Consider the following 26,540-nt stretch of genomic DNA (forward strand, 5'->3'; position numbering starts at 1 on the left):
GCGCGCCGTCAGCCGCCTACCGGCCCAGGTCGCGCAGGATCTCGCGGGCCGCCCGCGCACCGGACGCCAGCGCGCCCTGGACGGACCCGGTCGTGCGGTGGTCCCCGCACACATAGCGTCCGGGGCCGACGCGGGAGGACCGGGTGAGCGGCTGGGGAGGCGGCATCGAAGGCAGCGCGTCGTGGATGGTGCGCGCCGTCACCAGGTCCCAGCCCGCCGTGTCCGTCCCGTACGTCTCCGCGAGCGCCTCGCGCAGCGCGCGCTCCCGGCCTTCCGTGTCCTCGCCGAGGACGGAGGTGGCGATGAGCGAGGAGCCGGCCGGCGCGTAGCCGGGCACCACCTCGCTCAGCACGCAGCTGTTGAGGAAGCGCAGCCGCGTGTCGGTGAGCAGCGTCGGCTCGGCCAGGGGTGACGTCGGCGCGGTGTGGAAGTAGGTCGTGACGACGCGGTACGGCGGCATGTCCAGGCCGGGCAGCAGACGTGCGGCGGGCTCCGGCCCGGTCGCGACGACCACGACGCCCGCCGCGCTCTCCCCGCCGTCGGCGAGCAGGACCCCGTCGTCGGTGAGCCGGTCGACGGGGGACTCGAACCGTACGGTGCCGGCGGGCAGAGCGTCGGCCAACTGCCGTGGTACATCGCCGATTCCGTCCGACGGCAGACAGAGCGTGCCGCGGAGCATGCTGCGCCACACCAAATGGAAGACCCGACTGGACGTCTCCAGCTCGTCTTCGAGGAAGACGCCGGACAGGAACGGCCGGAAGAACAGGTCGGCGAACTCCTCGGAGATCCCGGCCGCGGCGACGGCCGTCCGCGTGGTGTGGTCCTCGGCGCGCTTCAGGGGCCGTACGGGCCCGAGCATGTCGCGGGCGGACAGGGCGGCGAGGGCGAGCAGATCGCGGGGCCCCGCCGGACCGCCGCGCAGCAGGCCACCGACCGTACGCGGCGCGCGGGTGGGGTCGGCGAAGTGGACCCGGCCCCGGTCGGTGTGGACGAGAACCCCCGGTGTGAACGGGCGGAGGCGGAGGTCGCGCAGCGCGAGGCGGCGTTTCGCCTGCGGGTAGGAGGTGTTGAAGACCTGGAAGCCCCGGTCGACGACGAAGCCGTCGACGCGATCGGACCGCATGCGCCCGCCGACTCCGTCCGACGCCTCCAGCACGTCGACGCGCAGGCCGGTCGCGGCGAGGTCGTGCGCGCAGGCCAGACCGGCCAGGCCCGCTCCGATCACCAGGACCTCGGGGGTGACACGTGTTTCGGGCATGGCGGGCCGTCCTTCGCTTCGGGTTCGGGTGCCGGTGCCGGTGTATATCGAGTTGCACCGGTCACTCTTGCCAAACGATGCGTCTCGGGCAACACGCATCGTTTCCGTATCGCCTGCCACAATTACCGGATGAGTGATCCAACGGGGCTGTGGCGCGCGCATCTGGGAGACGGCCGGTATCGGGAGGTCCTGATCCATGACGACGGTACGGGGTGGACCGAGTCGGGTCGTCGTTCGTCGTACGAGTGCATCACCGAGTTCACCTGGTCGCTGACCGAGCCGGACCGGATGGAGTTCACGTACGGGGAGTGCCGCGAGGTCGAGGACGGCCGGGTGTCACACACCTGGCCGGCCCAGGACCACTCGGCCCACCGGTTCACGGTGGGCGAGCGCGCCGACCCGGACGGCCCGGTCTTCGTACTGACGCTGGATCAGACCCTGCTGGGGGCGGCGGAGTTCACCCGGAAGGCCGTCCCCGGCCGTCGAACGGGCTGAGAAATGAGCCCTGTTTGGGGTGTTACGGCAGGCTGGCCGGTACCTGGCGGGCGGACGGTGACAGATACACACGGCAGTCGCGCAGGCCCGGCAGATCCGGAATCCGCTCGACCCGCCAGCCGCGCGTGTACGCCGGTGGTCGGGCGTTGCCCGCCGCCACGAACGCCACCGGCCGTTCGCGCCCGTAGGCCACGAGTTGGCCGGGGGTGATGCTGCCGTCGTGGCCGCCGGTCTGCCGCGACGCGCAGCCGGCCCGGAAGGCGACCCTGATCGCCTCCGTGCCGCTGACCACACACGGCGGCCGTAGCCCCTGCCGTGCCAGCTCGGCCGCCACCCCGTCCAGCTTCACCCGGTCGGCGCGGCTGCGCTCCGCCCGGTCGGCGACGACCGAACCCTGGACCCACAGATGCGCGACCGCCGCCGTCACGAGCAAGGCCACGACCAGCCGACGGGGCCTGGCGGTCCGCACGAGCCAGGTCAGGAAGAGGGCGGTGGGCAGCGCGAACAGCGCGTACACGGGAAGCAGGAAGCGCGGCGCGGCGTACCCGATCAGCAGCAGGTACTGCACGGCCATCGACAGTCCGACCAGCGTCGGCACCAGGAGGAGCGGCAGCCGCCGCAGGCGGGCGGCGACCAGCACTCCGCCGAGGGTGAGCAGCGGCAGGGCGAACCACCAGATCGCGGTGGCGGGCCGGCGCCACCGGACGTCGCAGGGGCGGCAGAGCAGCCGACCGTCGAGCGAGCGCATGTGGTCGGCGAAGACGAGGTGCCAGCCCAGGTGTCCCTGGATCTCGCTCGCCCGCGCCAGCCGGGTGAAGAGGCCGCCGTAGCTGACGTACGCCTCGATGATCCACTCCGCGCAGCCGATGGCCACGCCCGCGGCGAGCGCCGCCAACAGGGCCCACCGCCGCCACCGTCCGACGGCGAGCACGACGAGCGCCAGCGGCACGCCGAGCCAGAAGGCGTCGGTGGGGCGCATGAGTGCGACGAAAGCCACCGCGACGCCGAGTCCGATCAGGGCCGTACGATCGGTCCGGTCGCGCGCGGCCCTGAGGAAGAAGCCGACGGCGCAGAGACAGCCGAGGGCGACCCAGAGGTTCGGCATGACCTGCGGCCCGTAGAAGAGGGTGATCCACAGCCCGGCGAACAGGGCGCCGGCGAGGGCGAGTACGGACGCGGGAAGCAGGTGCCGCCACACCCGAAGAGCGAGGAAGAGCCCGGCGCCCGAGAGCAGCGCGAGATAGACGCGGAGCGCTTCGACGGAGGAGGTGATCGAGGTCACCGGGGCGATGAGGAAGGTGATGCCCCGCGCGCGGGGCGCGCTGAAGAACGCGGTGTCGGCGGCGGCGCGGCTGACTTGGCTCGTGTACACGGTCTCGTCCCAGCCGAGCCCGGATCCCGGTACGAGGAAGACGAGTTGAACGATCGTGTACACGCTCGCGACGACCGCCAGCCACAGGAGACCGCTGTCGGCCGTCCAGTCCCGGCGGGCCGGGCGGCTCGTCTCTCGCAGGCCGGTCGCGACGGCCTTGGTCTGTGTCATGGCCCAAAGCTGCCTGTCCGGGGGCTACCTGACCGACGGACACGCCATGGGTCGAATATTAAGAAATCGCATCTAAAGCATATGAATCACCCTGAGTCGCTCGACGGGTCGCCTATCCGGGCGCCGGCCGCCCGCTCGTTGACGAAACCATTCGGCGCGCCAACTGCACGATGTGGGCGCGCAGAGCATCGTCGTCGCCGTCGGGAGCGTCGGCGGTGTCCGCCCCGCGGGCCCCTTCGGCCTCGTCGGCCGCCGGGCCGAGGATCAGCCGGGTGATCTGGGGGAACGCGGTCGGCAGGATGGCGAGGCCGATGAGCGCGAGGAGGGTGCTCGCCGCCTCGCTGTCGGACCCGGTGCCGAGGGTGTCTTCGAGCGTCGCGACCATGTCCCGGTAGTGGGCGGTGCGCGGCTGTTCGTTCGGCAGGCCGCCCCCGTCGTAGTAGAGGGCCTCCCACATCATCAGGCGCAGCAGTTGCGGGTTGCGCCGGTGGAGGTCGTAGATCCGGCCGGCGTACTCGGCGGGATCGCCGGCCGGTGGCCCGAGCAGCGTCGCGTGCTCGGTCAGGGCCTCGGAGATGACGGCGGCGAAGAGTTTCTCCTTGCTGCCGAAGTAGCCGTAGATCCGTTCCTTGCTGACCCCGGCCCGTTCGGCGATCCGGCCGACGCGCGCGCCGCCCATGCCGTGGGCGGCGAATTCGTCGCGGGCCGCGGCCAGCAGCCGGCCGCGGGTTCCTGCCAGTTGATCGGTGGGAGGCATGGCAGAACTCTACATTGCCGACCAGACGGTTGGTTGGCTACGGTGCGGATCATGAGAGCGACACAGGGAACAGACGAGGGTGTGTGGGTGACCGGCCTCGGGGCGACCACCCCGCTGGGCGGTGACGTGGCGACCACCTGGTCCGCGATGCTGGCCGGGGAGAACGGGATCGGCGTACTGGACGACGACTGGGCGGCCGGGCTGCCCGTCCGGCTGGCGGCCCGGCTGCGGACGGATCCGGCGACCGCCCTGCGGCGCACCGAGGCCCGCCGGCTGGACCGGTGCGAGCAGGCCGCCCTGGTCAGCGCCCGCGAGGCGTGGGCCGACGCGGCGCGTCCGGAGGCCGATCCGGAGCGGATCGCGGTCGTGATCGGTACGGGAGTCGGCGGCGTACTGTCACTGCTCGGCCAGGACGACATCCTGGAGGAGTCCGGGCCCCGCAAGGTCTCGCCGCACACGGTGCCCATGCTGATGGCCAACGGACCCGCGGCCTGGGTGAGCATCGACCTGGGCGCCCTGGGCGGGGCGCACACACCGGTGAGCGCGTGCGCGTCCGGCGCCGAGGCCATCGCCACCGGGCTCGATCTGATCCGGCTCGGCCGGGCCGACGTGGTCGTGGCGGGCGGGACGGAGGCGTGTCTGCACGGGCTGCCGCTGGCGGGGTTCGCGCAGATGATGGCGCTGTCCACGGCCAACGACGATCCGGCGGGGGCGTCGCGCCCGTTCGACGCGGGGCGCGACGGCTTCGTGCTGGGTGAGGGCGCCGCCGTACTGGTGCTGGAGCGCGCGGAGTTCGCCCGCTCGCGCGGCGCGCGCCCCCACGGCGCACTCGTCGGCGCGGGGGTGACGTCCAGCGGGCGGCACATCACCGCGTCGGACAGCGCCGGTCAGGTGCGCGCCATCCGTACGGCCCTGAGGTCGGGCGGCCTGACCCCGGGGGATGTCGGTCTCGTGCACGCGCACGCGACATCCACCCCGCAGGGCGACGTGGCGGAGGCGGACGCCATCACCGAGGCCGTCGGCGGACACCCGGCCGTCACCGCGACCAAGTCGATGACGGGCCATCTGCTGGGTGCGTCCGGGGCGCTGGGCGCGCTGGCGACGGTGCTGGCGCTGCGGGACGGGACGGTGCCGGCGACCAGGAATCTCGACACGATCGACCCGGCGATCGACCTGGACGTCGTCGCCGGCCGTCCGCGCCGGGGGACCTGGGCGGCGGGGGTCGCCAATTCCTTCGGATTCGGCGGCCACAACATCTCGCTGGCGTTCACCGCGGCCGGGTCCGGGCCCGGATCCGGGCCCGGGATTCGGTCGGTGGATTCCTGACCCTTCGTTGGACAGGCAGTGCCACCTCACCGAGGATATGGGAGCAATACCCCTTTTCATATGTTTTTACATGGTGAGGACACAGTGCCCATGCCGCAGCGCACCACACGACGGTTGTCGGCCGGATATCTCGGCGCCGCGGTCGTCTTCGCGATCGGCATGCTGGGTACGACGCTGCCCACGCCGCTGTACGGGCTCTACCGCGAGAAGCTCGGCTTCTCCGAGTTCATGGTGACGGTCGTCTTCGCCGTCTACGCCTTCGGGGTCATCGCCGTGCTGCTGCTGGCGGGCAACTTCTCCGACCAGGCGGGCCGCCGGCCGGTCCTGTTCTTCGCGCTCGGGCTCTCGGCCGCCAGCGCGGTCTGCTTCCTCACCGAGGGCGGACTGCCGCTGCTGTTCGCGGGACGCCTCCTGTCGGGTTTCGCCGCGGGGCTGTTCAGCGGCGCCGCCACCGCCACCGTGATGGAGCTGGCGCCGCCGGGCCGTGAGGCGCGCGCGGGACTGGCCGCCACGGCGGCGAACATGGGCGGACTCGGCTGTGGCCCGCTGCTCGCGGGGCTGCTCGCGCAGTACGCGCCGTCCCCGCTGAAGCTGCCGTTCATCGCGGCACTGGCGCTCGTGGCCGTGGGCGCCGTCGTGACGTGGTTCCTGCCGGAGCCGGTCGAGCACCGGACCCGGCGTCCGAGGCTGCGGCCGCAGGGGCTGAAGGTGCCGCCCGAGGTGCGGGGGATCTTCGCGCCGGCGGCGCTGGCCGCGTTCTCCGGCTTCGCGCTGCTGGGACTCTGTACGGCGGTGACGCCGACGTTCATCGCGACGACGTTGCACGAGAGCAATCTGGCGGTGTCGGGCGCCGTCGTCTTCTCGGTCTTCCTGGCCTCCACCGTCGGGCAGTCCCTGATGGGCCGGGTGGGAGCGGCGAGAGCGCTGCCGGGCGGCAGCCTGGTGCTGGTGGCGGGGCTCGTACTGGTGGGAGCTTCCTTGTTCGTCGAGTCGCTGCCACTGCTGGTGGTCGGCGTGGTCTGCGGCGGACTGGGCCAGGGGCTGGCGTTCCGCGCGGCGATCACCGCCATCGGCGCGGCGGCGCCGCCGACGGCGCGCGGCGGCACGATCTCCACGTTCTTCGTCGTCGCGTACATCGGTATCTCACTACCGGTGATCGGGATCGGCGCGCTGACACTGCTGCTGGAACTGCGGACCGTGGGCCTGATCTTCACCGGGTGCGTGGCGGTGCTGGCGGCGTGTGTCGGGCTGTACGAGCTACGCGAGTTGCGGGTACGGCGGAACGCGGACGCGGCCTGAACCGACGGAGCGACCCAGGGTCGGGGTCGGGGTCGGTTCAGGTCAGGGCGCTCGGCGGACGCGGGCGGCTCCGACGTAGAAGCCGCTCTCCTCGGCCGCCGGGGCGGGCGTGTCCTTGTACCAGTCGGGGGCCCGGACGAGACCGGGCTCCACCAGTTCGAGCCCGTCGAAGAACCGCTCGACCTCGTCCCTGCTGCGGGGCCGGAGATTGATACCGCCCGACCGGTAGGTGCCGGTGATCTTCTTCGCCTGTTCGGGGTCCAGGAAGTCCGCGGTGCCGTGCGAGATGATCAGAAGGCTGCCGGACGGCAGGGAGTCGACCAGGGTCCGGGTGACGCCGTACGGATCGTCGTCGTCCCCGAGGAAGTGCAGCACCGCGACGAGGGACAGCGCGACGGGCCGGTCGAAGTCCAGGAACCGGCGGGCGTGTTCGAGGACGCCCCGCGGTTGGCGCACGTCGGTCTCGACGTACTCGGTGGCCCCTTCGGGCGTGCTCACCAGCAGCGCCTCGGCGTGCCGCAGGACGATCGGGTCGTTGTCCGCGTACACGATCCGCGCGGCCGGAACGATCCTCTGCACGATCTGGTGCAGATTGGGCTCGGTGGGTATGCCGGTGCCGATGTCGAGGAACTGGTCGATACCGCTCCTGGCCGCCCAGGCCACGGCCCGGTGCATGAACTCACGGTTGATCTGCGCCCCGCGCTGCGCCCCCTTGGCCAGCTTCTCCGCCAGCTCCCGGTCGACCGGGTAGTTGTCCTTGCCGCCGAGGTAGTAGTCGTACAACCGGGCGGGGTGGGGCTTGCTGGTGTCGATCTGGGGTTTGGGGGTGCCTGACGTCATGCGCCGGATTATGTCACCGCGAGCACCTGGCCGATGACCCTTCCCCCGGCTTAAGGGGCATCAACTACCTTGCCGCAGGGGCCTGTTCACGCCAACCGGGGTTGGGGCACGCGCCCGTGGAACCGGTCGGTCGATGACGGGTCCGGGCGGCCGGCCACGGGGCCTCGGGCGCTAGCCGACGGTCAGTCGGTAGACCTGGCGTGAGCCGCCCTCCGGGCCGGGGGCGGTCGCCTCGGCGGGGATGAAGCCCAGCCGTTCGTAGAAGGCGCGGGCGCCGCTGGTGACGGCTCCGGGGTGGTCGGCGCCGAAGGTCACCACCTCGACGGTGCCGGGGCCCGTGACGAACCTCTTCATCACCTCGGCCATGAGCGCGGCGCCGACGCCCCGGCCGCGCGCCTGCTCCGAGACGACGAGCCAGTGCACATGGAACGTCGGGGCGTCGGACCCGAACAACAGGCCGCCGAGCAGGGGCGGTCGAGCGCCGTCCGGCCGCGCCGCCACCGGCTCCGGCCGGTCGACCGCGGCGAGCGCCCTCCCTCCGCGCGTGTGCTCGACCACGGCGTCACTGAAGCCGGGGTCGTCCACCATCGGCCCGAACCAGTGCTCGACCTGGGCCGCCAGGCCGAGGAAGCCGGACAGATCCTGCTCTCGCGCGAGTCTTACGATCATGGGAAGCATTCTGGCATCGTCCGGGACCGCACGGCGTGCGGTTTCGGCACGGTGATCAGATGAGCGACGCTGTACAGTCCGGCCATGGAAGCTCATACGCCCTCGTCGGTCCCGCCGCCCCAGCCACCGAGTCCGCCGCGGCCGCAGAACAGACGGGCCCGGCTGCGGGCGGAGACCACTCAGGAGATCAAGTCGGTCGCGCTCGCCCTGATGTCCTCGGGCGGGCCGGACGCGATCACGCTGCGCGCCATCGCCCGTGAGATGGGGATGACCGCGAACGCGATCTACGGCTACTACGCGACCCGCGACGACCTCGTCACCACCCTGATCGCCGAGGTGTACACCTCGCTCGTCGACGTGGCGGAGGCCGCGCGCGACGCGCTGCCGGCCGACGACGCCGCCGGTCGGATCCTGGCGTGGGCCACCGCGTTCCGGCGGTGGGCGCTCGACAACCCCGAGGGGTTCCGGCTGGTGTACGGGGACCCGGTGCCCAACTACCGCCCCCCGGAAGGCGGTCCGGCCGCCGAGGCCGCGCGCCGGGCCTGCGCGGGGCTCACCGGACTCGTCGCCACCGCGTGGCCGCGGGCGGTGACCCGGCAGTCCGACGAGAGTTACGAGTGGTCCGACTTCGCCCCGTCGCTGGCCGCGGCGGTCCGCGAGGACTTCCCGGATCTGCCGCCCGTCGCCGTGGCTCTCGCGCTGCGGGTGTGGGGGCGAATGCACGGGCTGGTGTCGCTGGAGATCTACGGCCATCTGGGCGGGCAGACCGGCGCGCCCGAGAAGATCTACCGCGCCGAGATGCTGGACCTCGTCCGGTCACTGGGCCTGTCGGCGTAGCCCGCCTCGCACCGGTCGGCCCGACGACGCGTGACCGGGCCGCCGCTCTTCGACGGGGTCGTGGCCTTCGGCGAGAAGTGGCGGGGACGTGTCGTCGGGGGGCGCGGGGAAATCGGACACGGCGAGGCTCACCTGCTCGTCGCACGTGTCGTGCGCGCACTCACAGAAGAAGGGCAGCACGACCTCCGAGATGTCCCCCAGCGCCCGCGCCCACGGCCGGGCGAAATAGCCGCGGTACTGATCGACGGAAGCACGGTTGGCGTAGCGGATCAGTTGGCGTCGTTCGGCCGGGTCTTTCGCGCTCGGTCCCCGGGCGAGCATCGCGCCGAAGCGTCTTTCGACTTCCGCGGCGACTTGTTCCAGGGACCATGACTCGTCGATCACCACGATCCGGTCCCTGAGCTGCTCGACCTCCTCGGCGATCACATCGCTCAGGTGCTCGTACAACTCCCTTGTCCCGGAAGGCAGGTTGCGTTCATTCAGCCGCTTCCGCCGCAGCCCCGGTGTCGGGATGAGCCACAGGGCCGATCCGTCGCCGACCGCCTCCGGGGTGATCGGTGTCCCTTCGGTGATCGTCAGCGGCGCGGTCGGCAAAGCGCGAAGGTCGTCGTGGATCATGGGGCCGCGCACACGGTGCAGGGACATGGCGAGCCTGTCCTCAAGGGAGGCGGACCGCCGGTCCGGGATCGTCATCTCCTCGAACCGGATCGCCGCCGAGTGTCCTGCGGCGACCGCCCGGTCGCGGTGCTCCCAGGTGTGGGCGTCGGAGTTGTACCAGCGCAGGCCATGACGTCGGGCGAGCAGTCGGGCAACTGTGCTCTTGCCCGCTCCCGGTGGGCCGCCGAGCCACAGCACGTTTTCGAGACCGTTCGTCAATTGACACTCCTGGGAGTCCTGTCGCGGCGGCCCGGTCCGGGTGAGCGCGTCCGCGTCCCGCGCGCGGGCGGGGCATGAAACCGTAACGGCATGACCACCTTCGTACCGCTTCCGGCGTCCGCCGCCTGGTCGCACGAGCAGGCACGGCAAGGGTTCGAGGTCGTGTACTTCCGGCACTCGGGCGACCAGCGGCACATCGTCGGGTGTACGACGGCCGTCGAGGACGGTCGGACCTGGACCGTCGACTACGACATCACCCTGGACACCGACTGGCTGACGCGCCGGGCCGTCGTCACCGGCCGGTCGGAGGCCGGGACGCGCTCGACCGTGCTCCAGGCGGACGGCGCGGGCCGCTGGCGGGTGGACGGGGCGCCGGCGCCGCATCTCGACGGGGTTCTCGACGTCGACCTGGAGTCGTCGGCGATGACCAACACCCTTCCCGTGCACCGTTTCCAACTGGCCGTCGGGGCCTCGTCGGCGGCGCCGGCCGCGTACGTGCGCGCGCTCGACCTCTCCGTCGAGCGGCTGGAGCAGGAGTACCGGCGCGTCGCCGACGATGGGTCGCGGCAGACGTACGAGTACGCGGCCGAGGTCTTCGGCTTCCGCTGCCGGCTGGTCTACGACGAGGCGGGTCTGGTGCTCTCGTACCCCGGGATCGCGACCCGCGCGGCTTGAGGGCCGGTCCGCACGTCCCCCGCACGTCCTCGCGCGTCAACGGATCGGGAACTCGACCCCGCGCTCGCTCTCCGGACGCGGGCCGAAGATCCGCCGCTCGGACTCCTCGATCCGCAGGTCGTTGATGCTGGCCTCACGGCGCCGCATCAGTCCGTTCTCGTCGAACTCCCACAGCTCGTTCCCGTAGCTGCGCCACCACTGGCCGCCGCTGTCGCGGCACTCGTACTGGAACCGCACCGCGATCCGGTCACCGTCGAACGTCCAGAGGTTCTTCCGGAGCGCGTAGTCGAGTTCGCGCGACCACTTGTCGCTCAGGAACTCGACGATCGCCGGGCGCCCGGTGACGAAGGTGTCGCGGTTGCGCCAGACGGAATCGACCGTGTACGCGCCGGCGACGCGCTCCGGGTCGCGGGTGTTCCAGGCGTCCTCGGCGGCCTGCACCTTCGCCAGGGCGGCGGTGCGGTCGAAGGGCGGTACGGGCGGGCGGACGGTCATGGGACATCTCCTGAGAACGGTCATTCTCGACTGGCCGCCAGTCTAGAAAACGATCGTTCTCCGTACGGCCTCCGGCGCCACGGGAGACCATGGCCGAATTCCGCCGCCGGACGGGGCGGCGCGACCGCGCCCGTCCGGCACCCGTGATGTCGCGGCCTCCTCCGGTGGAGGGGGCCGTCAGTAGAGGGAGAGGCCGTAGACCGACAGCCACTCCACGACCGGCTGGTAGAAGGTGGTGCCGCCCGACGAGCAGCTTCCGCTGCCGGCGACGATGATGCCCAGCGCGGTCGTTCCGGAGAACGCGGGGCCGCCGACATCGCCGGGCTCGGAGCAGATGTTGGAACTGAACAGCCCGCTCACCACGCCTTCGGGATAGTTGATCGTGACGTTCACGGCCGTGATGGTGCCGCAGCGGACTCCGGCCACCTGGCTGACATGGCACAGGGACCGGCCGACCGTCGGGTTCGCGGCGCCGGTGATGTCCTGCGCCCCGCCGGCGCCGAGTGTGACCTCGCCGGGGAAGGTCACCGCCGTGCTGGTGGTGTAGCGGATGAGCGCGTAGTCGTTGCCCGGGAAGCTCGATCCGGCGGTGGTGCCGACGAACACGGTCAGGGCCGCGTCCGCGTACCAGTTGGTGGCGCCCTGTGCGCAGCGGCCCGACACCAGGCCGTAGTAGGTGCTGCCGCTACGGGCATTGAAGCCGACGGTGCAGCGGGTGCCGACGCTGCTGTAGATGACGTTGCCGCCGCGCACCGCGACCGCCTTGCCGGCCGGTGCCGTCGAGGCGGTGGGGGTCGTCGAGGCAGTGGGGGTCGGCGTGCCGGACTCCTGCGCGTACGCCGCTGATCCGGTGGCGGTGAACCAGCCGAGCAGCAGGGCCAGTGCGGCGACGGCCGACGCGGCCGTGCGGAGCGCTCTGCCGAGCCCTCCGTGGGACTCTCTGCGGAACGGTCTCTTGGTGCGGGACGAATTCAGGTGCGGACTCATGTTCCCTCCCCGTTTTCCCGGTCATGACATGTCATGGGCCTGCCATTGTGGGGTTGCGGGGAGGGATACGTCAGTGGGAAAGGCGCCATTCGGCCGGGATCGGCCGTGCGGCTGCCCTCTTCTGACGATGCGTCAGGCCGCGGCCTCCAGATCCAGGAGGACGGACTTGGCGGCGGCACCACCCGCGTAACCGCCCAGCGTTCCGTCGGCGCGCAGCACGCGGTGGCAGGGGACGACGACGGGAAGCGGGTTGGTCGCGCAGGCCGTGCCGACGGCGCGGACCGCCTTCGGGTTGCCGACGAGCCGCGCGACCTCGCCGTAGCTCAGCGTCCGTCCGTAGGAGATCTCCGGGAGGTGACGCTGCACCAGTTGCCGGAAGCCGTGCGACAGCGACAGGTCGAGCGGCAGGTCGAACGTCCTGCGCTCGCCGTTGAAGTACTGGTCGAGTTCGCGGGCCACGTCGTCCAGGCGCTTCGGCGCGCGCAGCACCCGGGGGCTGAGCGCGCCGGCCAGGTCGTCGAGGACCTTGTCGTGGTCCTGGTTGTGGAACGCCACGCGGACGAGGCCCTTCTCGGTGGCGGCGAGCAGGAGCCGGCCGACGGGACTGTCGACAACGGTGTACGCGACGTCCAGCAGGCCGTCGCGGGTCGCCGCGTCCTCCAGCCTGGCGTGCAGGCGGGCGAGAGTCTCGGGGGCGGCCGTGGCGCGGTCGAGGAGGGGGGAGACGTCCGGGTCATTGGTGGCGTCGTCGTCCTTCATTGCGTCGCTCATGGTGTCGCTCCTTTCAGCTTCGGTCGGAGAGGGTGGTTCTGAGTGCTTTGATGCCGTCCGACGCGGCGCGGCGCGCCGCTTCCGGGGTGCCTCCGACGATCTCCGCGACGTCCCGGTAGGGCAGTCCGGCGAAGTGGTGGTACGCCACCGCCTGCCGCTGTTTCTCGGGGAGCGCCTTGACGGCCCGCCAGAGGTCGTGGTCGGTCTCGCCCGGCAGTCCGACGGCCGACGGCCGCTCGGGCAACTCCGCGACGGGGACGGCGTGCCGCCGGCCCGCGCGGGTGATGTCGATGGCCTTGCGGTGGGCGATGGTCACCAGCCACGCCTCCACGTTGGCGTCGTCCGGCAGGTCCGGGTAGGCGCGCATCGCGGCGAGGAACGTCTCCGACCAGGCGTCGTCGGCGTCGTGGACGCCGACGACCGCCCGGCACACGCGGAGCACGGTGTCGGCGTGTTCCTCGACCACCCGCTCGAAAGGCTTCTTCATGACGATCATTCTCCGCCGGTGAGTGGGTGCCCTGTTCAGAAGAGCCTGGCCTCCTTCACGGTCGTGGGCTCCTCGATCTCCAGGAGTCGCTGCTTGCGCTTGAGGCCGCCCGCGAAGCCGGTGAGCTTCCCGTTGCTGCCGACCACCCGGTGGCAGGCCACGATGATGGAGAGCGGGTTGTGGCCGACCGCCTGGCCGACGGACTGCGCGAGTGACTTGTTCCCCAGGCGTTCGGCCAGTTCGCCGTACGTGGTGGTCTCGCCGAACGGGATCTCCCGGAGCATCGCCCAGACCCGTTCCTGGAAGGCGTCCCCGTTCGTCCGCGTCGGCAGGTCGAACGTGGTCCGGTCGCCGTCGAGGTACTCGGCGAGCTGTGTCGCGGCCAGGGTCAGCAGGGCGTCGTCCTGGACGTCGACGCGTCGGCCCAGGCTTGCGTCGGACGGCATGTACCAGTGGTGCGGGAAGTACAGGCCGGTGATCGCGTCGCCCGACGCGACGACGGTGAGGCCGCCGAGCGAGGTCTCGACGATCGCGTGGCGGGTGTCCGTGCCCGTGGCCTTAGCCGTCCCCGCGTCCGTCCTCGCGCCCGTAGCCGTGTCCGTATTCGTGCCCGCGGGCTGTCCGATGTCGGTCATGATCCCGGCCTCCTTCTCGTACGACGTCCCTGTTCAGTAGGTAGACGCGCGGGAGCGGGAGAATGTGAGGTCGTATATCGCGGCGGTTCGGCGCGTGGCTCTCGGCTGCGCTCCGTCGCCAATCTTTCGTCTCTCCGTGGACATTGAGTGTTGAAACGCTGCGAAAGATGGCTTCCGGAAGCGCGGGAGGCGGCCGTTTCAAGCCGCTGAGCTGCCGAAACTCACCCTTGAAGGTCAACAGGCCCGCTCATCGGAGCCGTCTCACTCTGTGTAGCCATAAGGCCGGAACCGGACACCCATCGAGAAAGTTATTGTGATCTGAAGCACAGCTTCAGGCACCCGTGGGCACCGAACGTTCCACGCGCATGTCATGTCGATATCAACGACATGATCCACGGATGACGCACATGAAAAACGTCCCCTAACCTCCCGTCTGCCTGAATCCACCCCGCACCAAAGACGCACAGATGTTCGATGAATCGCGATGGCGACTCTCTGTGATCGGTTGACTCTGGGGAAGCGCGGCCACTTAACTGCCAATCCCCACAACTGCCCCACGTATCTGGAGAGTTCATGCGGACTCCGGGACCTTCTTGGTCCAACGACTTTTCCCTGCCGCATTCGGTCATCGTGATCAACCCTCTGCAACGGCCGTCCCCACGCCTGACCACCACGGCCGCCGCCACCGGCGCGGTCGGTGTGCTCGAACTGCCCACCGGAGACCCCCGGGAGGTGGCCGACCTCCTCGACCGCACCTGCCGCTGGTCGTCCGTTCCGTTCGGCGTCCGGATACGTGAAGGCTGTTCGGCGACCGCCGACGAGCTGCCCGAACTCGTGGACACAGTGCTGCTCGCCGATCCCGCCCGGTCGCCCGCCGAGTTCACCGGCCGCCGCGTCCTGGTCGAAGTCACCAGCCTGGCCGAGGCGTTGAGCGCCACCGAGGCCGGTGCCGCCGGACTGATCGTGCGCGGCTCGGAGAGCGGCGGACGCGCGGGTGAGCTGAGTACCTTCGTCCTCCTCCAGCAGGTGCTCGCCGAACCCGCCCTGGACCTCCCCACCTGGGCCTGCGGCGGCATCGGACCGCACACCGCCGCCGCCACCGTCGCCGGAGGCGCGGCCGGAGTCGTACTCGACACCCAGCTCGCGCTGTTCGACGAGGCGGGACTGCCGACCGAGCTGACCGGTGTGCTCGCCGGACTCGACGGCTCGGAGACCGTGCTGCACCACGGGGTGCGCGTGCTGCGCCGCCGTGGTCCCGGCGCCCCCGAACTCCCGCTGGACAAGGCCGAGTTCACGGCCAGGATCGGTACGGACGATCTCCGTACCCAGTTCGTCCCCCTCGGTCAGGACGCCTTCCTCGCCGCCTCCTTCGCCGAGCGCTGGACCACGGTGGCCGAGGCCGTACGCGGCATCACGGCCGCCATGGCCGACGCGTTCGCCGACGACGCCCCCGCCGCCGCGCTGGCCGCCGGGTCGGCCGGCGCGCGCGCACTCGGTACCCGGCTGCCCATCGCCCAGGGGCCGATGACGCGCGTCAGCGACGAGCCCGCGTTCGCCGCGTCGGTCGCGGCCGAGGGCGGACTGCCGTTCCTCGCACTCGCGCTGGCGAACGCCGACCGGACCCGTTCGATGCTGGAACGCACCCGCGACGCACTCGGCGACGCGAAGTGGGGTGTGGGCGTACTCGGTTTCGCCGACGAGGACATCAAGACCGCGCAGCTCGACGTCGTACGCGAGTTGCGGCCCACGCACGCGATCATCGCGGGCGGCAGGCCGGCCCAGGCGGCCGCGTTGGAGGCGGAGGGCATCACCACCTTCCTGCACGTGCCGTCGCCCGGACTGCTGCGCCAGTTCCTCGCGGCGGGCGCGCGCCGGTTCATCTTCGAGGGCGCCGAGTGCGGCGGCCACGTCGGACCGCGCAACAGCTTCCCCCTGTGGGAGGCACAGACCGAGGTCCTGCTCGAATTCCTCGCCGAGGCCCGAGCAAAGTCCGGAGCCACGTCCGACGACGCGGCCGACGACGGGGCCGCCGGGCTGACCGTGCTCTTCGCCGGCGGCATCCACGACGAGCGCTCGGCCGCGATGGCCGCCGCGCTGGCCGCCCCGCTGACCCGCGCCGGTGTCGCGTTCGGCGTACTGATGGGCACCGCCTACCTGTTCACCGAGGAGGCGGTACACGGCGGCGCCATCCAGCCGCTCTTCCAGCGCCGGATCCTCGACGCGGAGCGGACCGATCTGCTGGAGACGGCGCCCGGCCACGCCACCCGGTGCGCGCGCAGCGCCATCAGCGAGGACTTCGCCGCCCTCAAGGACGAACTGCGCGAACAAGGCGTGCCCGACCGGGAGATCTGGGAACGTCTGGAGCGGTTCAACGTCGGCCGGCTGCGCCTCGCCAGCAAGGGCATCGAGCGGGTCGGCGACGACCTGCTCGCCGTGGACGAGACCCGGCAGGCCGACGAGGGCATGTTCATGGCCGGTGAGGTCGTGGTGCTCCGAGAGGCCGTGACCACCGTCGCCACGCTGCACGACGCCGTGAGCGAGGGCGCGGCCGGCTGGCTGCGCGCCAGGGCCACCGAACTGCGCGGCCCGCTCGGCATCGGCGCGGCCGACGAGCGGCCGGCTCCCGAGCCGCTGCGGGTCGCCGTGGTCGGCATGGCCGGCATGTTCCCCGGCGCCCCCGACCTGGCGGACTTCTGGGCCAACATCCTCGCGGGCAAGGACTGTGTCACCGAGGTCCCCGCCCAGCGCTGGGACCAGGAGCGCTACTACGCGCCGGACGGCGACGGCGAACGCACCCCGTCCCGCTGGGGCGGCTTCCTGCCCGAGATCCCCTTCGACCCGCTGCGCTACGGCATCCCGCCGGCCTCGCTCGCCGCCGTCGAACCGGTGCAGCTCCTCGCGCTGGAGGCCGCGCGGCGCGCGCTCGCCGACGCGGGGTACGACGCGAAGGGCACCGACCACGCCCGTACGTCCGTGGTGTTCGGCGCCGAGGCGGGCAGCGACCTGTCGAACGCGACGACGCTGCGTACGGTGCTGCCCGGCTACATCGGCACGATCCCGCCCGCGCTCGACGAGCAACTGCCCAAACTCACCGAGGACTCCTTCCCGGGGATGCTCGCCAACGTCATCGCGGGACGGGTCGCCAACCGGCTCGACCTCGGCGGCGCCAACTACACCGTCGACGCGGCGTGCGCCTCATCGCTCACCGCCGTGGACGTCGCCTGCAAGGAACTCGTCTCCGGCACCAGCGACATGGTGCTGTGCGGCGGCGCCGACCTGCACAACGGCATCAACGACTATCTGCTGTTCTCGTCCGTGCACGCGCTCTCCCCCACGGGCCGCTCGGCCACCTTCGACGCCGCCGCCGACGGCATCGCCCTCGGCGAGGGCGTGGCCTGCGTGGTCCTCAAGCGCCTCGCGGACGCGGAGCGCGACGGCGACCGCGTGTACGCCGTGATCGACGGGGTGGGCAGCGCCAGTGACGGACGCGCGCTCGGTCTGACCGCGCCCCGACCGGAGGGACAGCACGCCGCCCTCACCCGTGCCTACCGCAACGCCGGTGTCTCGCCTGCCGATGTCGGACTGGTCGAGGCGCACGGCACCGGGACCGTGGTCGGGGACCGTACCGAACTCGGCACGCTCACCGAGGTGTTCACCGACGCCGGTGCCGAGGTGGCCAGTTGCGCGGTCGGCTCCGTCAAGTCCCAGATCGGGCACACCAAGTGCGCGGCCGGACTGGCCGGGCTCATCAAGGTCACCCTCGCCCTGTACCACGGGGTGAAGCCGCCGACCCTGCACCTGAAGGAGCCCAACGCCGCCTGGAAGGAGGCGAGCAGCCCGTTCGTCTTCCACACGACGGCGACGCCGTGGGCGGTGGAGCCGGCGGAACGTGTCGCGGGAGTGAGCGCCTTCGGATTCGGCGGCACCAACTTCCACGTTGTTCTACGCGCGTACACCCAGGCGCCACCTGCGCATTCCCTGGACGCGTGGCCGGCCGAACTCTTCACGTTCCGGGGGCAGGACGCCGAGGCGGCCCGACGGGCGGTCCGGGCGCTCCAGGACCTCTTGGCCATGGGAGGCAGGTGGAAGCTGCGCGACTACGCGCGTAGCGCGGCACGGCGGAGCGACCGGTCGGCGGTACGTGGCGAGCGGGTGTGGATCGCCGTGGTGGCGAACAGCCTCGCCGAACTCCCCGAGTCGCTGCGCCGCGCGGCGGAGGGCGAGCACGCGCCCGAGGCCGGGATCCACATCGCCGAGGCCGGCGTCCGGGCGGCGGGGGCCGGGATCCACACCACCGAGGCCGGCGTCCGGGCGGCGGAGGCCGACATCCGGGCCGCCGACGGGAGTGCCCGTGACGGGAGTGCCGGTGACGGGAGCGCCGGTGACGGGAGCGCCGGTGACGCCGAGGGGAAACTGGCGTTCCTGTTCCCCGGGCAGGGCAGCCAGCGTCCGGGCATGCTCGCCGAACTCTTCGTCGCCTTCCCCGAGTTGCAGCGCTACCTCCAGCTCGGCGCGCGCTGGGCCGACGTCCTCCACCCACCGGCCGCGTTCGGCGAGCAGGGCAAGGCCGGACAGCTGGCCCGCATCACCGACACGGCCGTCGCCCAGCCCGCGCTCGGCGTGGTCGAACTCGCCGCCGCCGAGCTGCTCGCCTCCGTCGGCGTACGCCCGGACATGGCGGCGGGGCACAGCTACGGCGAACTGGTCGCGCTCGGCGTGGCCGGGGCGCTCTCCCCCGGGGACGTCATCACCGCGAGCGCCGCGCGCGCCGAGGCGATCCTGTCCCGTACCGCGGGCGGTGACGCCGGCACGATGGCCGCCGTCACGGCGTCGCCCGAGCAGGTGGACGAGGTGCTGCGGCTGGCCGGCCTCGACGGGGAGGTCGTGGCCGCGAACCGTAACTCGCCCACCCAGACGGTCATCTCAGGTCCCACCGAGCAGGTGGCCGCGGCGGTCGCGCGGCTGCGGGACGCCGGCCACTCCGTCAAACCGCTCCAGGTGGCCTGCGCCTTCCACAGTCCGCTGCTGGCCGGCGCGGGTGACGCGTTCGCCGAACGGCTCGACCGACTGACCGTGTATCCACCGGCGTTCGACGTGTGGGCCAACCGCACGGCGGAGCCCTATCCGAAGGATCCCGCAGAGGTACGGGCGGGGCTCGCCGCCCAGATCGGTTCGCCGGTCAGGTTCGCCGAGCAGATCGAGTCCATGTACGCCGCCGGTGCCCGCGTCTTCGCCGAGGTCGGGCCGGGCCGGGTGCTCAGCCGGCTGGTCTCGGCCGTCCTCGGGGACCGCCCCCACCGGACGATTCCGCTGGACGGCGGACGGCCGGGCGGCCTGAGCGGTTTCCTCACCGCCCTGGCTCAACTCGCCGTCAACGGGGCCGACGTCCGCACCGGCCGCCTCTTCCAGGGCCGGGACGCAGTCGACCCGGAGACGACGGTCGCCGAGCGCAGCCCCGGCTGGACCGTGGACGGCCAGCTCGTCCGGCTCGCCGACGGCACCATTCCCCCCACCGCCCTGCACCCCGCCCGACCCGTTACGGAGCTGATCGTGCCGGAGAACCAGTCCCCCCACAGCGCACCGGACGCGCTCGTCGCCGAATTCCTGCGCACCAGCCGCGACCTGGTCGCCGCCCAGCGCGACGTCCTGATGACCTACCTCGGCGGACCGGGAGCGGTGGCCGCCGTGCTGGCTCGGTCTGCGGTCGAATGGCCTGCGGTGGCTGTACCCGCCGTCACCGCACCGACCGCACCGGCGGTCCTCGCACTGCCCGCCGCCGCGTCCCCCACCGCGGCGGCGGGCCCCACCACCACGCCCGTCGCGGAGGCCGAGGCCACCGCGTCGGCGACCGACCCGGAGTCGGTGCTCGCCGCCGTACTGACCGTGGTGGCGGACCGCACCGGCTACCCGGTCGAGATGATCGAGCCGGAGCTGGATCTGGAGGCCGACCTGAGCGTCGACTCCATCAAGCGCGCCGAGATAGCCGGCGAACTCGCCGTACGCCTCGGCCTCCCCCTCGACGCGAGCGGCGAGCTGGACGGTCTCAGCACGGCGCGCACCGCGGCGGGTATCACCGGCCTGCTCGTCGAACGGCTCACCGGCACCGGCGACGCTCCTGAGGCCGAGACGCAGACAAACGCGGAGCCGGCCACGGAAGCGGTCGAAAGCTCACCCGCCGAGGCGGAGGTCCTCGCCCCGCAGCGCCTGGAGTTCACCGAGGCGCCGCTGGCCGAGGTGACCGGCACGATCACCGCCGGAGCCGCCGTACTGCTGCTCGGCGGCGGCGAGTTGGCCCCCGTGCTGGCCGAGCGGCTGCGCGCGGCCGGTGCCTCGCCCATGCTCGTACCGGCCGGTGAGCTGCCGACGGCCACCGCCGACGCCGTGGTCCTCCTCGACACGCTCGACGCGGCGGAACCGCCGCTCCCCGCAGCCCTCCCCCTGTTCCAGGCGGCGCTCGCGGGCGCACCCGGCACCGTCATCGCCGTCGAGCGCAGGACCGGGGGCGCGGCCAGCGGGCTGCGCGGCTTCTTCCGCAGTGTCGCCCGTGAGTACCCCGACACGAAGGCGACCCTCGTCGAGGTGGCGGCCGACGCGACCGCCGACGCGGTGTCGGACGCCCTCGTCACCGAACTCGCCGCCACCGAACGGGAACCGGTCGTCCTCACCGACGGCGGGAAGCGGCGCGCGCTGCGGCTGACCCCGACCGATCTCGGCGCGCTCGCCGCCACCGGAGCCGGCCCCGCCGGCGAGGGCCAGGCGGAGGCCGAGGCGGCGGGGCTCGACCGGGAGTCGGTCGTCCTGCTGGTCGGCGGCGCCCGCGGCATCACCGCGCGCTTCGCCCGCACGATCGCCTCGGCGAGCCGGTGCCGTATCGAACTCATGGGCAGGACCCCTGTGCCCGCCGCGTCGGAGGACCCGGCCACGGCCGGCGCCGCCGACCGCGACGGACTGCGGGCCGCCTTCCTGGCCACCGGCCTGACCTCACCCGGCGAGGTGGAGCGCCTGGTCGGGGCGGTACTCGCCGAGCGCGAGGTACGGGCCACCGTCGACACGCTGCGAGCGCTCGGGAGCGAAGTCCGCTACCACTGCGTGGACGTGCTCGACACGGAGGTCGTACGGGCCACGGTGAAGGACATCTACGCCGAGCACGGCAGGCTCGACGGAGTCGTCTACGCCGCCGGGGTCATCGAGGACAAGCTGCTGGCCGAGAAGTCCACGGAGTCCTTCGGCCGGGTCTTCTCCACCAAGGTCGACGGTGCGCGCGCCGTGCTCGACGCGGTGGACGTGCTGCCGCGCGGCCCGCGGTTCGCGGTGCTGTTCGGCAGTATCGCCGCCGCGCTCGGCAACCGCGGCCAGTCCGACTACGCCGCGGCCAACGACGCGCTGGAGGAGCTGGGCCGCCGCTGGTCCACGGACGACCGGCGCGGACTGACCGTGCACTGGGGCCCGTGGGCAGCCGCCGAGACCAACGGCGGGATGGTCACCCCCGCGCTGATGCGCTCCTACGCCGCACGGGGCATCAAGCTCATCGACCCCGAAGAAGGACCGCTGAGCCTGCTGCGTGAACTCGCCTGGGGCGCGCCCGAGGTGCACGCGACCGTCTACACCGCGTCGGGCTGGTGACCTCGGTGGACTCCCGCACCCCGGTCGCCGTCGTCGGCATGGCCGTGTACTTCCCGGGCGCCAACGACCTGGAGAGCTACTGGCACAACATCGTCAACGGCGTCGACTCGATCACCGAGGTTCCGGCGGGCCGCTGGGACGAGGAGTTCTACGCGCCCGGCGGTCCCCCGCGCAGCGACCGGGTGTACTGCCGGCGGGGCGGATTCGTCGACGAGAGCGCCGAGTTCGACGTGACGCGGTTCGGCATCATGCCGACCTCCGTCGCGGGTACGGAGCCGGACCAGCTGATCGCGCTCGACGTGGCCCATCAGTCGATCGCCGACGCCGGTGGTGAGCCGGTGCTGCCGGCGGACCGGCAGCGGGCGGGGATCGTGCTGGGCCGGGGCGGTTATCTGACGCCGGGTCTGGTCAGGCTGGACCAACGGGTGCGTACGGCGAACCAGTTGGTGCGCACCCTGCGTGAGCTGGCGCCCGAGCTGGGTGACGACCGGCTGGAGGAAGTACGGTCGGCGTTCGCCGGTCAACTCGGCCCGGAACAGCCGGAGTCGGCGATCGGGCTGGTGCCGAACCTGGCCGCCTCCCGGGTCGCCAACCGGCTCGATCTGCGCGGACCGGCGTACACCGTCGACGCCGCCTGCGCCTCGTCGCTGGTGGCGGTCGACCACGCCGTACGTGAACTGGACAGCGGCCGCTGCGACGTGATGCTCGCGGGCGGGGTGCACCACTGCCACGACATCACGCTGTGGAGTGTCTTCAGCCAGCTCGGCGCGCTGTCGCCGAGCGAACGGATCCGCCCGCTGCACCAGGGCGCGGACGGTGTGCTGATCGGTGAGGGCACCGGCATCGTGGTGCTGAAGCGGCTCGCGGACGCGGAGCGCGACGGCGACCGGGTGTACGCGGTGGTCTCCGGCACCGGGGTGGCGAGCGACGGCCGTTCGGCCAGTCTGTTCAACCCCGACCCCGGCGGGCAGGTCCGCGCCGTACGGCAGGCGTGGGACGCGGCGGGGCTCGACCCGCGCGCGGCCGACGCCATCGGTCTGCTGGAGGCGCACGGTACGGCCACCCCGGCCGGTGACCGTGCCGAACTGACCACGCTCGCCGAGGTGTTCGGCCCGGCGGCGGGTGCGCGTGCCGCGATCGGGTCGGTGAAGTCGATGATCGGTCACACGATGCCGGCGGCCGGTATCGCGGGGCTGATCAAGGCGGCGCTCGCACTCCATCACGGGGTGCTGCCGCCGACACTGCACTGCGAGGACCCGCATCCGGCACTGGAGGCGACCAGGTTCACGCCGTTGTCGAAGTCGGCACCCTGGGAGACCCCCGTCACCGGGGCGCCGAGGCGGGCGGGCGTCAACGCGTTCGGTTTCGGCGGCATCAACGCCCATGTCGTGCTGGAACAGGCGGCGTCGGGACCGGCCTCCTCGTCGGCACCGGCCGGGTCGGCATCGGTCGCGTCTTCATCGGTCGGTGGGAGCGTGACTGTCGACAGGCGTACGGCGCGGGCGACCGCGACCGCGACCGTCATCGAACCGGAGCGGGTGCTGCGGCTCGCGGCCCCCGATCAGGCGACACTCGCCGCGCTGCTGGACGCCGACGACTCGACGGTCCTGGCGGCCGGTCTCGACGAGCAGGAGCACGCGGCCGCCGCCGGTCGTCCCGTCCGGCTCGGCATCGTGGACCCGACGGCCCGCAGGCTGAAGCTGGCCAGGAAGGCGGTCACGAAGGGCGCGGCCTGGCGCGGACGCAGCGACGTGTGGTTCAGCCCGCGCCCGCTGCTCGGTCCGGGCGGCGGCACGACCGCGTTCGTGTTCCCCGGACTCGAAGCCGAGTTCGAGGCCCAAGTGGACTCGCTGGCCGAGCGGTTCGGACTGACCTGGGCGCCGCGGCACGACGCCGAGGTCGGTGACGTGGGGCGGCACGGCGCGGCGGTCTTCCAGCTCGGCAGGCTCCTCGACACGGCGCTGCGCAGGCTGTCCGTGGTGCCGGACGCGGTCGCGGGACACAGTGTCGGCGAGTGGACGGCCATGGCCTGCGGCGGGATTCACGCGGCCGACGAGGTCGACACCTTCCTCGCCGGCTTCGACCCGGACGCGCTGCGCGTACCGGGTGCGGCCTTCGCCGTGCTCGGGATGCCCGCCGACCGGGTGCTCGCCGAACTGGCGGGCCGGAGCGACGTCGTGCTGTCGCACGACAACGCGCCGAACCAGTCGATGATCTGCGGTCCGGAGGAGGCGGTCGGCGAACTGGTCCACCGGTTCCGGACCGAGGGTGTGATCGGGCAGGTGCTGCCGTTCCGCTCCGGCTTCCACACCCCGATGCTCGCCCCGTATCTCGATCCGATCAGGCGGGCCGCCGAGACGTACACACTGCACGTGCAGTCCACGCCGGTCTGGTCGGCGACGACCGCCGCGCGCTATCCCCAGGACCCGGCTGCCGTACGGGAGTTGTTCGTCCGGCATCTGCTCGAACCGGTGCGCTTCCGGCAGTTGATCACGACGATGCACGAGGCGGGGCACCGCGCGTTCATCCAGCTGGGTGCCGGTCAGCTCGGCTCGCTGATCGACGACACCCTGGCCGGCAAGGACCGGCTGGTCGTCTCCGCGCACTCCTCGGCGCGCGACAGTCTGGCGCAGCTGCGCCGGGTCGTCACCGCGCTGTGGGTGGAGGGCGCGGCCCCGGACGTCGGTCCGCTGCTGGGATCGGCGCGCGGCACGGCCGCCGTCACGGGGACGCGAGCGAGCGCGGGTCGCGCCGCCCGGCCCGGCGTACGGCTCGATCTCGGCGGGGCGCTGGTGTCCCTGCCCGAGCAGGCCCGCAAGCTCCTCGCCGACAGCATCGGCCATCCCCCGGCCCCCCGCTCACTTGGCGGCGGCGCCGGTGACGGTGGCGCGCTCGCACGGCTGGAGGCGCTCGGCCGGGACGGTGCCCGGTTCCCGATCGCCGCCGAACTGTCGGCGCTGATCAACGACACGGCGGCCGTCGCGGACGAGCTGATCGCGGCACGCGTCCTACGGCGGGGAACCGTTCCGACGGCGACGCCCCCGCCGGTCCCGGGGCCCCCCGCCGCGCTGCGCGTGGACGTCGCCGAGATGCCGTACCTCCTCGACCACTGCTTCTTCCGGCAGCGTCCGGGCTGGCCCGACGAGGGCGACCGCTGGCCGATCGTCCCCGCCACCACGGTCATCGGCCATCTCATGGAGATCGCGGAACGTGTCGTCCCCGGCACCCGGGCGATCGCGGTCCACGACGTGCGCCTGCTGAAGTGGATCGAGGCGATGCCTGCCGTCGATGTGCCGCTGGAGGTACGGCAGTTGGCGGCCGACCGGGTCGAGGTGAGCCTCACCGGCTACTCACGTGCCGTGGTCGAACTCGCCGCCGCCCATCCCGCGCCGCCCCCGGCCTGGCCGGTGGACACCACCGCCGAACGGGTGCCCGGCCTGACGGCCGAGCAGCTCTACGACGAGCGGTGGATGTTCCACGGGCCGCGCTTCCAGGGCGTCAGCGAGCTGACGGCCATCGGCGACCGGTGGGTACGCGGGGTGCTGACCACCCCCGAGGCGCCCGGCGCCCTGCTCGACAACGTCGGTCAGCTGCTCGGCTACTGGATCATGGCGACGCTCACCGAGCGCACCACCGTGTTCCCGGTCCGTATGGAGCGCATCCGCTTCCACGGGCCGCATCCGCGGCCGGGCGAGCGGCTGACCTGTCTGATCCGGATCACCGAGGTCACCGACCTCACGCTCACGGCCGACATGCAGCTGATCGGTGAAGACGGCCTGGTCTGGGCGGAGTTCACCGGCTGGCAGGACCGGCGATTCGACACCGACGCCAACATCCGCGCGGTGGACCGCTTCCCGGGCGAGAACACCCTGTCCACGGAACGGCCGGGCGGCTGGGCGATCGTCCACGAGCGCTGGCCGGACCTGGCGACGCGCGAGCTGATCATGCGCAACATGCTGGGCAGCGCGGAGCGGGCCCGTTACGACGGGCTGCCGCCGGTGCGCAGGCGTCAGTGGCTCCTGGGCCGGATCTCGGCCAAGGACGCGGTGCGCCGGCTGCTGTGGCGGGAGGGCGCGGGCGAGATCTATCCGGCCGAGATCTCCGTACGCAACGACACGTCGGGGCGCCCGCTGGTCGAGGGCGTGCACGGGCGAGCGGTCGGCGAGCTGACCGTCTCGATCGCGCACCGCCGCGAGACGGGGGTGGCCATCGCCGCGCGCGGGACCTGCGGCATCGACATCGAGGAGATCGCCGAACGGCCGCGCGCCACGGTCGAGACCTCGTGCGACACCTCCGAACTCACCCTGCTCGACGCCCTGGTGGCGCGGTCTCCGGGCAGTGGCGCCCTGTGGTTCACCCGCTTCTGGACCGCCAAGGAAGCCGTCGCGAAGGCGCGCGGCACCGGTCTGCGTGGCCGCCCCGCGGAGTACCGCGTGGTGGCCGCCGACGAGAGGCGCGCACGCGTGGTGGCCGGGGGACGGCTCTACGAGGTGCGCCTGGCAGAGACAGGCAATCCGCCGGGGCTGCCGGAGCGGCAGTACGTCGTCGCCTGGACGACGACCGAGAACGACACCCGGCCGGACCGCGCGGACCGCACGGATCGCACAGACCAGACAGACCGCACAGACCAGATGCACCTGACAGGAGATTCGGCATGACCACCGAAATCGAGGCAACCGTGGCGGCGGCCGTGGAGAGCGACATCACCGCGATGCTGCGGACCATGCTGGAGGAAGACGGTCTGGACGACGCCGAGATCACGCGGGAGACCACCTTCCACGACGATCTCGAACTGGAGAGCATCGACCTGGTGACCCTGGCCGGTTCGCTGCGCGAGCACTACGGCGACCAGGTCAATCTGGCCCTGTTCATCGCGGATCTCGAACTGCACGAGATCATCGCGCTCACGGTCGGCGAGCTGGTCGACTATGTCGCCGCTTCCCTGCGCACCGCCGGGCAGGTCTGAT

19 protein-coding genes are annotated in these 26,540 nt (G+C 72.2%); 8 read left to right on the top strand and 11 right to left on the bottom strand.

The features are described 5' to 3' along the window. Positions 1-16: 16 nt before the first annotated feature. A complete protein-coding gene (locus ACFUN8_RS18375) occupies positions 17-1,258 on the bottom strand; it encodes an NAD(P)/FAD-dependent oxidoreductase (RefSeq protein WP_383638195.1) in 1,242 nt (413 codons plus the stop codon). A 129-nt stretch (positions 1,259-1,387) separates the two neighbouring features. On the opposite strand from ACFUN8_RS18375, the gene ACFUN8_RS18380 reads away from it, so the two are divergent. Next, positions 1,388-1,753 (top strand): hypothetical protein, encoded by a 366-nt coding sequence (locus ACFUN8_RS18380; protein WP_383638198.1) that lies wholly within the window; start codon positions 1,388-1,390, stop codon positions 1,751-1,753. A gap of 22 nt (positions 1,754-1,775) precedes the next feature. Here the strand turns inward: ACFUN8_RS18380 and ACFUN8_RS18385 are convergent, their stop codons facing one another. Together ACFUN8_RS18385 and ACFUN8_RS18390 are read right to left on the bottom strand one after the other, a co-directional pair. Continuing rightward, positions 1,776-3,296, bottom strand: a complete 1,521-nt coding sequence (locus ACFUN8_RS18385) for a hypothetical protein (RefSeq protein ID WP_383638200.1) — start codon at positions 3,294-3,296, stop codon at positions 1,776-1,778. A gap of 112 nt (positions 3,297-3,408) precedes the next feature. Next, positions 3,409-4,053, bottom strand: coding sequence for a TetR/AcrR family transcriptional regulator (locus tag ACFUN8_RS18390; RefSeq protein WP_383638203.1), 645 nt, complete (start codon positions 4,051-4,053; stop codon positions 3,409-3,411). Between the two features lie 51 nt (positions 4,054-4,104). Between ACFUN8_RS18390 and ACFUN8_RS18395 the strand changes: the two genes are divergently transcribed. Continuing rightward, positions 4,105-5,379, top strand: a complete 1,275-nt coding sequence (locus tag ACFUN8_RS18395) for a beta-ketoacyl-[acyl-carrier-protein] synthase family protein (RefSeq protein ID WP_383638206.1) — start codon at positions 4,105-4,107, stop codon at positions 5,377-5,379. 90 nt (positions 5,380-5,469) lie between these two features. Then, entirely contained in the window at positions 5,470-6,678 is a 1,209-nt protein-coding gene (locus tag ACFUN8_RS18400; RefSeq protein WP_383638209.1) for an MFS transporter, read from the top strand. A gap of 42 nt (positions 6,679-6,720) precedes the next feature. Here the strand turns inward: ACFUN8_RS18400 and ACFUN8_RS18405 are convergent, their stop codons facing one another. Then, positions 6,721-7,518 carry an SAM-dependent methyltransferase gene (locus ACFUN8_RS18405; protein ID WP_383638212.1) on the bottom strand — a complete coding sequence of 266 codons (798 nt, stop codon included), beginning with the start codon at positions 7,516-7,518 and terminating at the stop codon, positions 6,721-6,723. 171 nt (positions 7,519-7,689) lie between these two features. Further along, positions 7,690-8,187, bottom strand: a complete 498-nt coding sequence (locus ACFUN8_RS18410) for a GNAT family N-acetyltransferase (protein ID WP_383638215.1) — start codon at positions 8,185-8,187, stop codon at positions 7,690-7,692. An 84-nt stretch (positions 8,188-8,271) separates the two neighbouring features. Between ACFUN8_RS18410 and ACFUN8_RS18415 the strand changes: the two genes are divergently transcribed. Then, entirely contained in the window at positions 8,272-9,024 is a 753-nt protein-coding gene (locus tag ACFUN8_RS18415) for a TetR/AcrR family transcriptional regulator (RefSeq protein ID WP_383638217.1), read from the top strand. Here ACFUN8_RS18415 and ACFUN8_RS18420 read toward each other — a convergent pair. Next, positions 9,004-9,900: a hypothetical protein gene (locus ACFUN8_RS18420; RefSeq protein WP_383638220.1), complete on the bottom strand. Its 897-nt coding sequence runs from the start codon at positions 9,898-9,900 to the stop codon at positions 9,004-9,006. The two genes, ACFUN8_RS18415 and ACFUN8_RS18420, sit on opposite strands and share 21 nt — an antisense overlap. 90 nt (positions 9,901-9,990) lie before the next feature. On the opposite strand from ACFUN8_RS18420, the gene ACFUN8_RS18425 reads away from it, so the two are divergent. Then, positions 9,991-10,575: a putative glycolipid-binding domain-containing protein gene (locus ACFUN8_RS18425; protein ID WP_383638223.1), complete on the top strand. Its 585-nt coding sequence runs from the start codon at positions 9,991-9,993 to the stop codon at positions 10,573-10,575. Between the two features lie 36 nt (positions 10,576-10,611). On the opposite strand, the gene ACFUN8_RS18430 is transcribed toward ACFUN8_RS18425, so the two are convergent. From ACFUN8_RS18430 to ACFUN8_RS18450, 5 genes are all read right to left on the bottom strand, one after another. Continuing rightward, positions 10,612-11,070 carry a nuclear transport factor 2 family protein gene (locus ACFUN8_RS18430; protein WP_383638226.1) on the bottom strand — a complete coding sequence of 153 codons (459 nt, stop codon included), beginning with the start codon at positions 11,068-11,070 and terminating at the stop codon, positions 10,612-10,614. A gap of 177 nt (positions 11,071-11,247) precedes the next feature. Then, positions 11,248-12,057 carry a S1 family peptidase gene (locus ACFUN8_RS18435; protein WP_383638229.1) on the bottom strand — a complete coding sequence of 270 codons (810 nt, stop codon included), beginning with the start codon at positions 12,055-12,057 and terminating at the stop codon, positions 11,248-11,250. A gap of 132 nt (positions 12,058-12,189) precedes the next feature. After that, positions 12,190-12,828, bottom strand: coding sequence for a methylated-DNA--[protein]-cysteine S-methyltransferase (locus ACFUN8_RS18440; RefSeq protein ID WP_383638231.1), 639 nt, complete (start codon positions 12,826-12,828; stop codon positions 12,190-12,192). A 13-nt stretch (positions 12,829-12,841) separates the two neighbouring features. Beyond that, a complete protein-coding gene (locus ACFUN8_RS18445) occupies positions 12,842-13,315 on the bottom strand; it encodes an RNA polymerase sigma factor (RefSeq protein WP_383638234.1) in 474 nt (157 codons plus the stop codon). Positions 13,316-13,350: 35 nt separating this feature from the next. Continuing rightward, positions 13,351-13,950, bottom strand: a complete 600-nt coding sequence (locus ACFUN8_RS18450) for a methylated-DNA--[protein]-cysteine S-methyltransferase (RefSeq protein WP_383638236.1) — start codon at positions 13,948-13,950, stop codon at positions 13,351-13,353. Positions 13,951-14,523: 573 nt separating this feature from the next. Between ACFUN8_RS18450 and ACFUN8_RS18455 the strand changes: the two genes are divergently transcribed. From ACFUN8_RS18455 to ACFUN8_RS18465, 3 genes are read left to right on the top strand one after another with little or no spacing between them, the layout of a single operon-like run. Continuing rightward, positions 14,524-21,573: an SDR family NAD(P)-dependent oxidoreductase gene (locus tag ACFUN8_RS18455; protein WP_383638239.1), complete on the top strand. Its 7,050-nt coding sequence runs from the start codon at positions 14,524-14,526 to the stop codon at positions 21,571-21,573. After that, entirely contained in the window at positions 21,570-26,231 is a 4,662-nt protein-coding gene (locus ACFUN8_RS18460; protein ID WP_383638242.1) for a beta-ketoacyl synthase N-terminal-like domain-containing protein, read from the top strand. The genes ACFUN8_RS18455 and ACFUN8_RS18460 overlap by 4 nt, the downstream gene beginning before the upstream one ends. Then, entirely contained in the window at positions 26,228-26,539 is a 312-nt protein-coding gene (locus tag ACFUN8_RS18465) for an acyl carrier protein (RefSeq protein ID WP_383638245.1), read from the top strand. Before ACFUN8_RS18460 ends, ACFUN8_RS18465 begins: the two co-directional genes overlap by 4 nt. The last annotated feature ends 1 nt before the right edge of the window (position 26,540 follow it).

Source organism: Streptomyces sp. NPDC057307 (assembly GCF_042667665.1).
Taxonomy (GTDB): Bacteria; Actinomycetota; Actinomycetes; order Streptomycetales; family Streptomycetaceae; genus Streptomyces.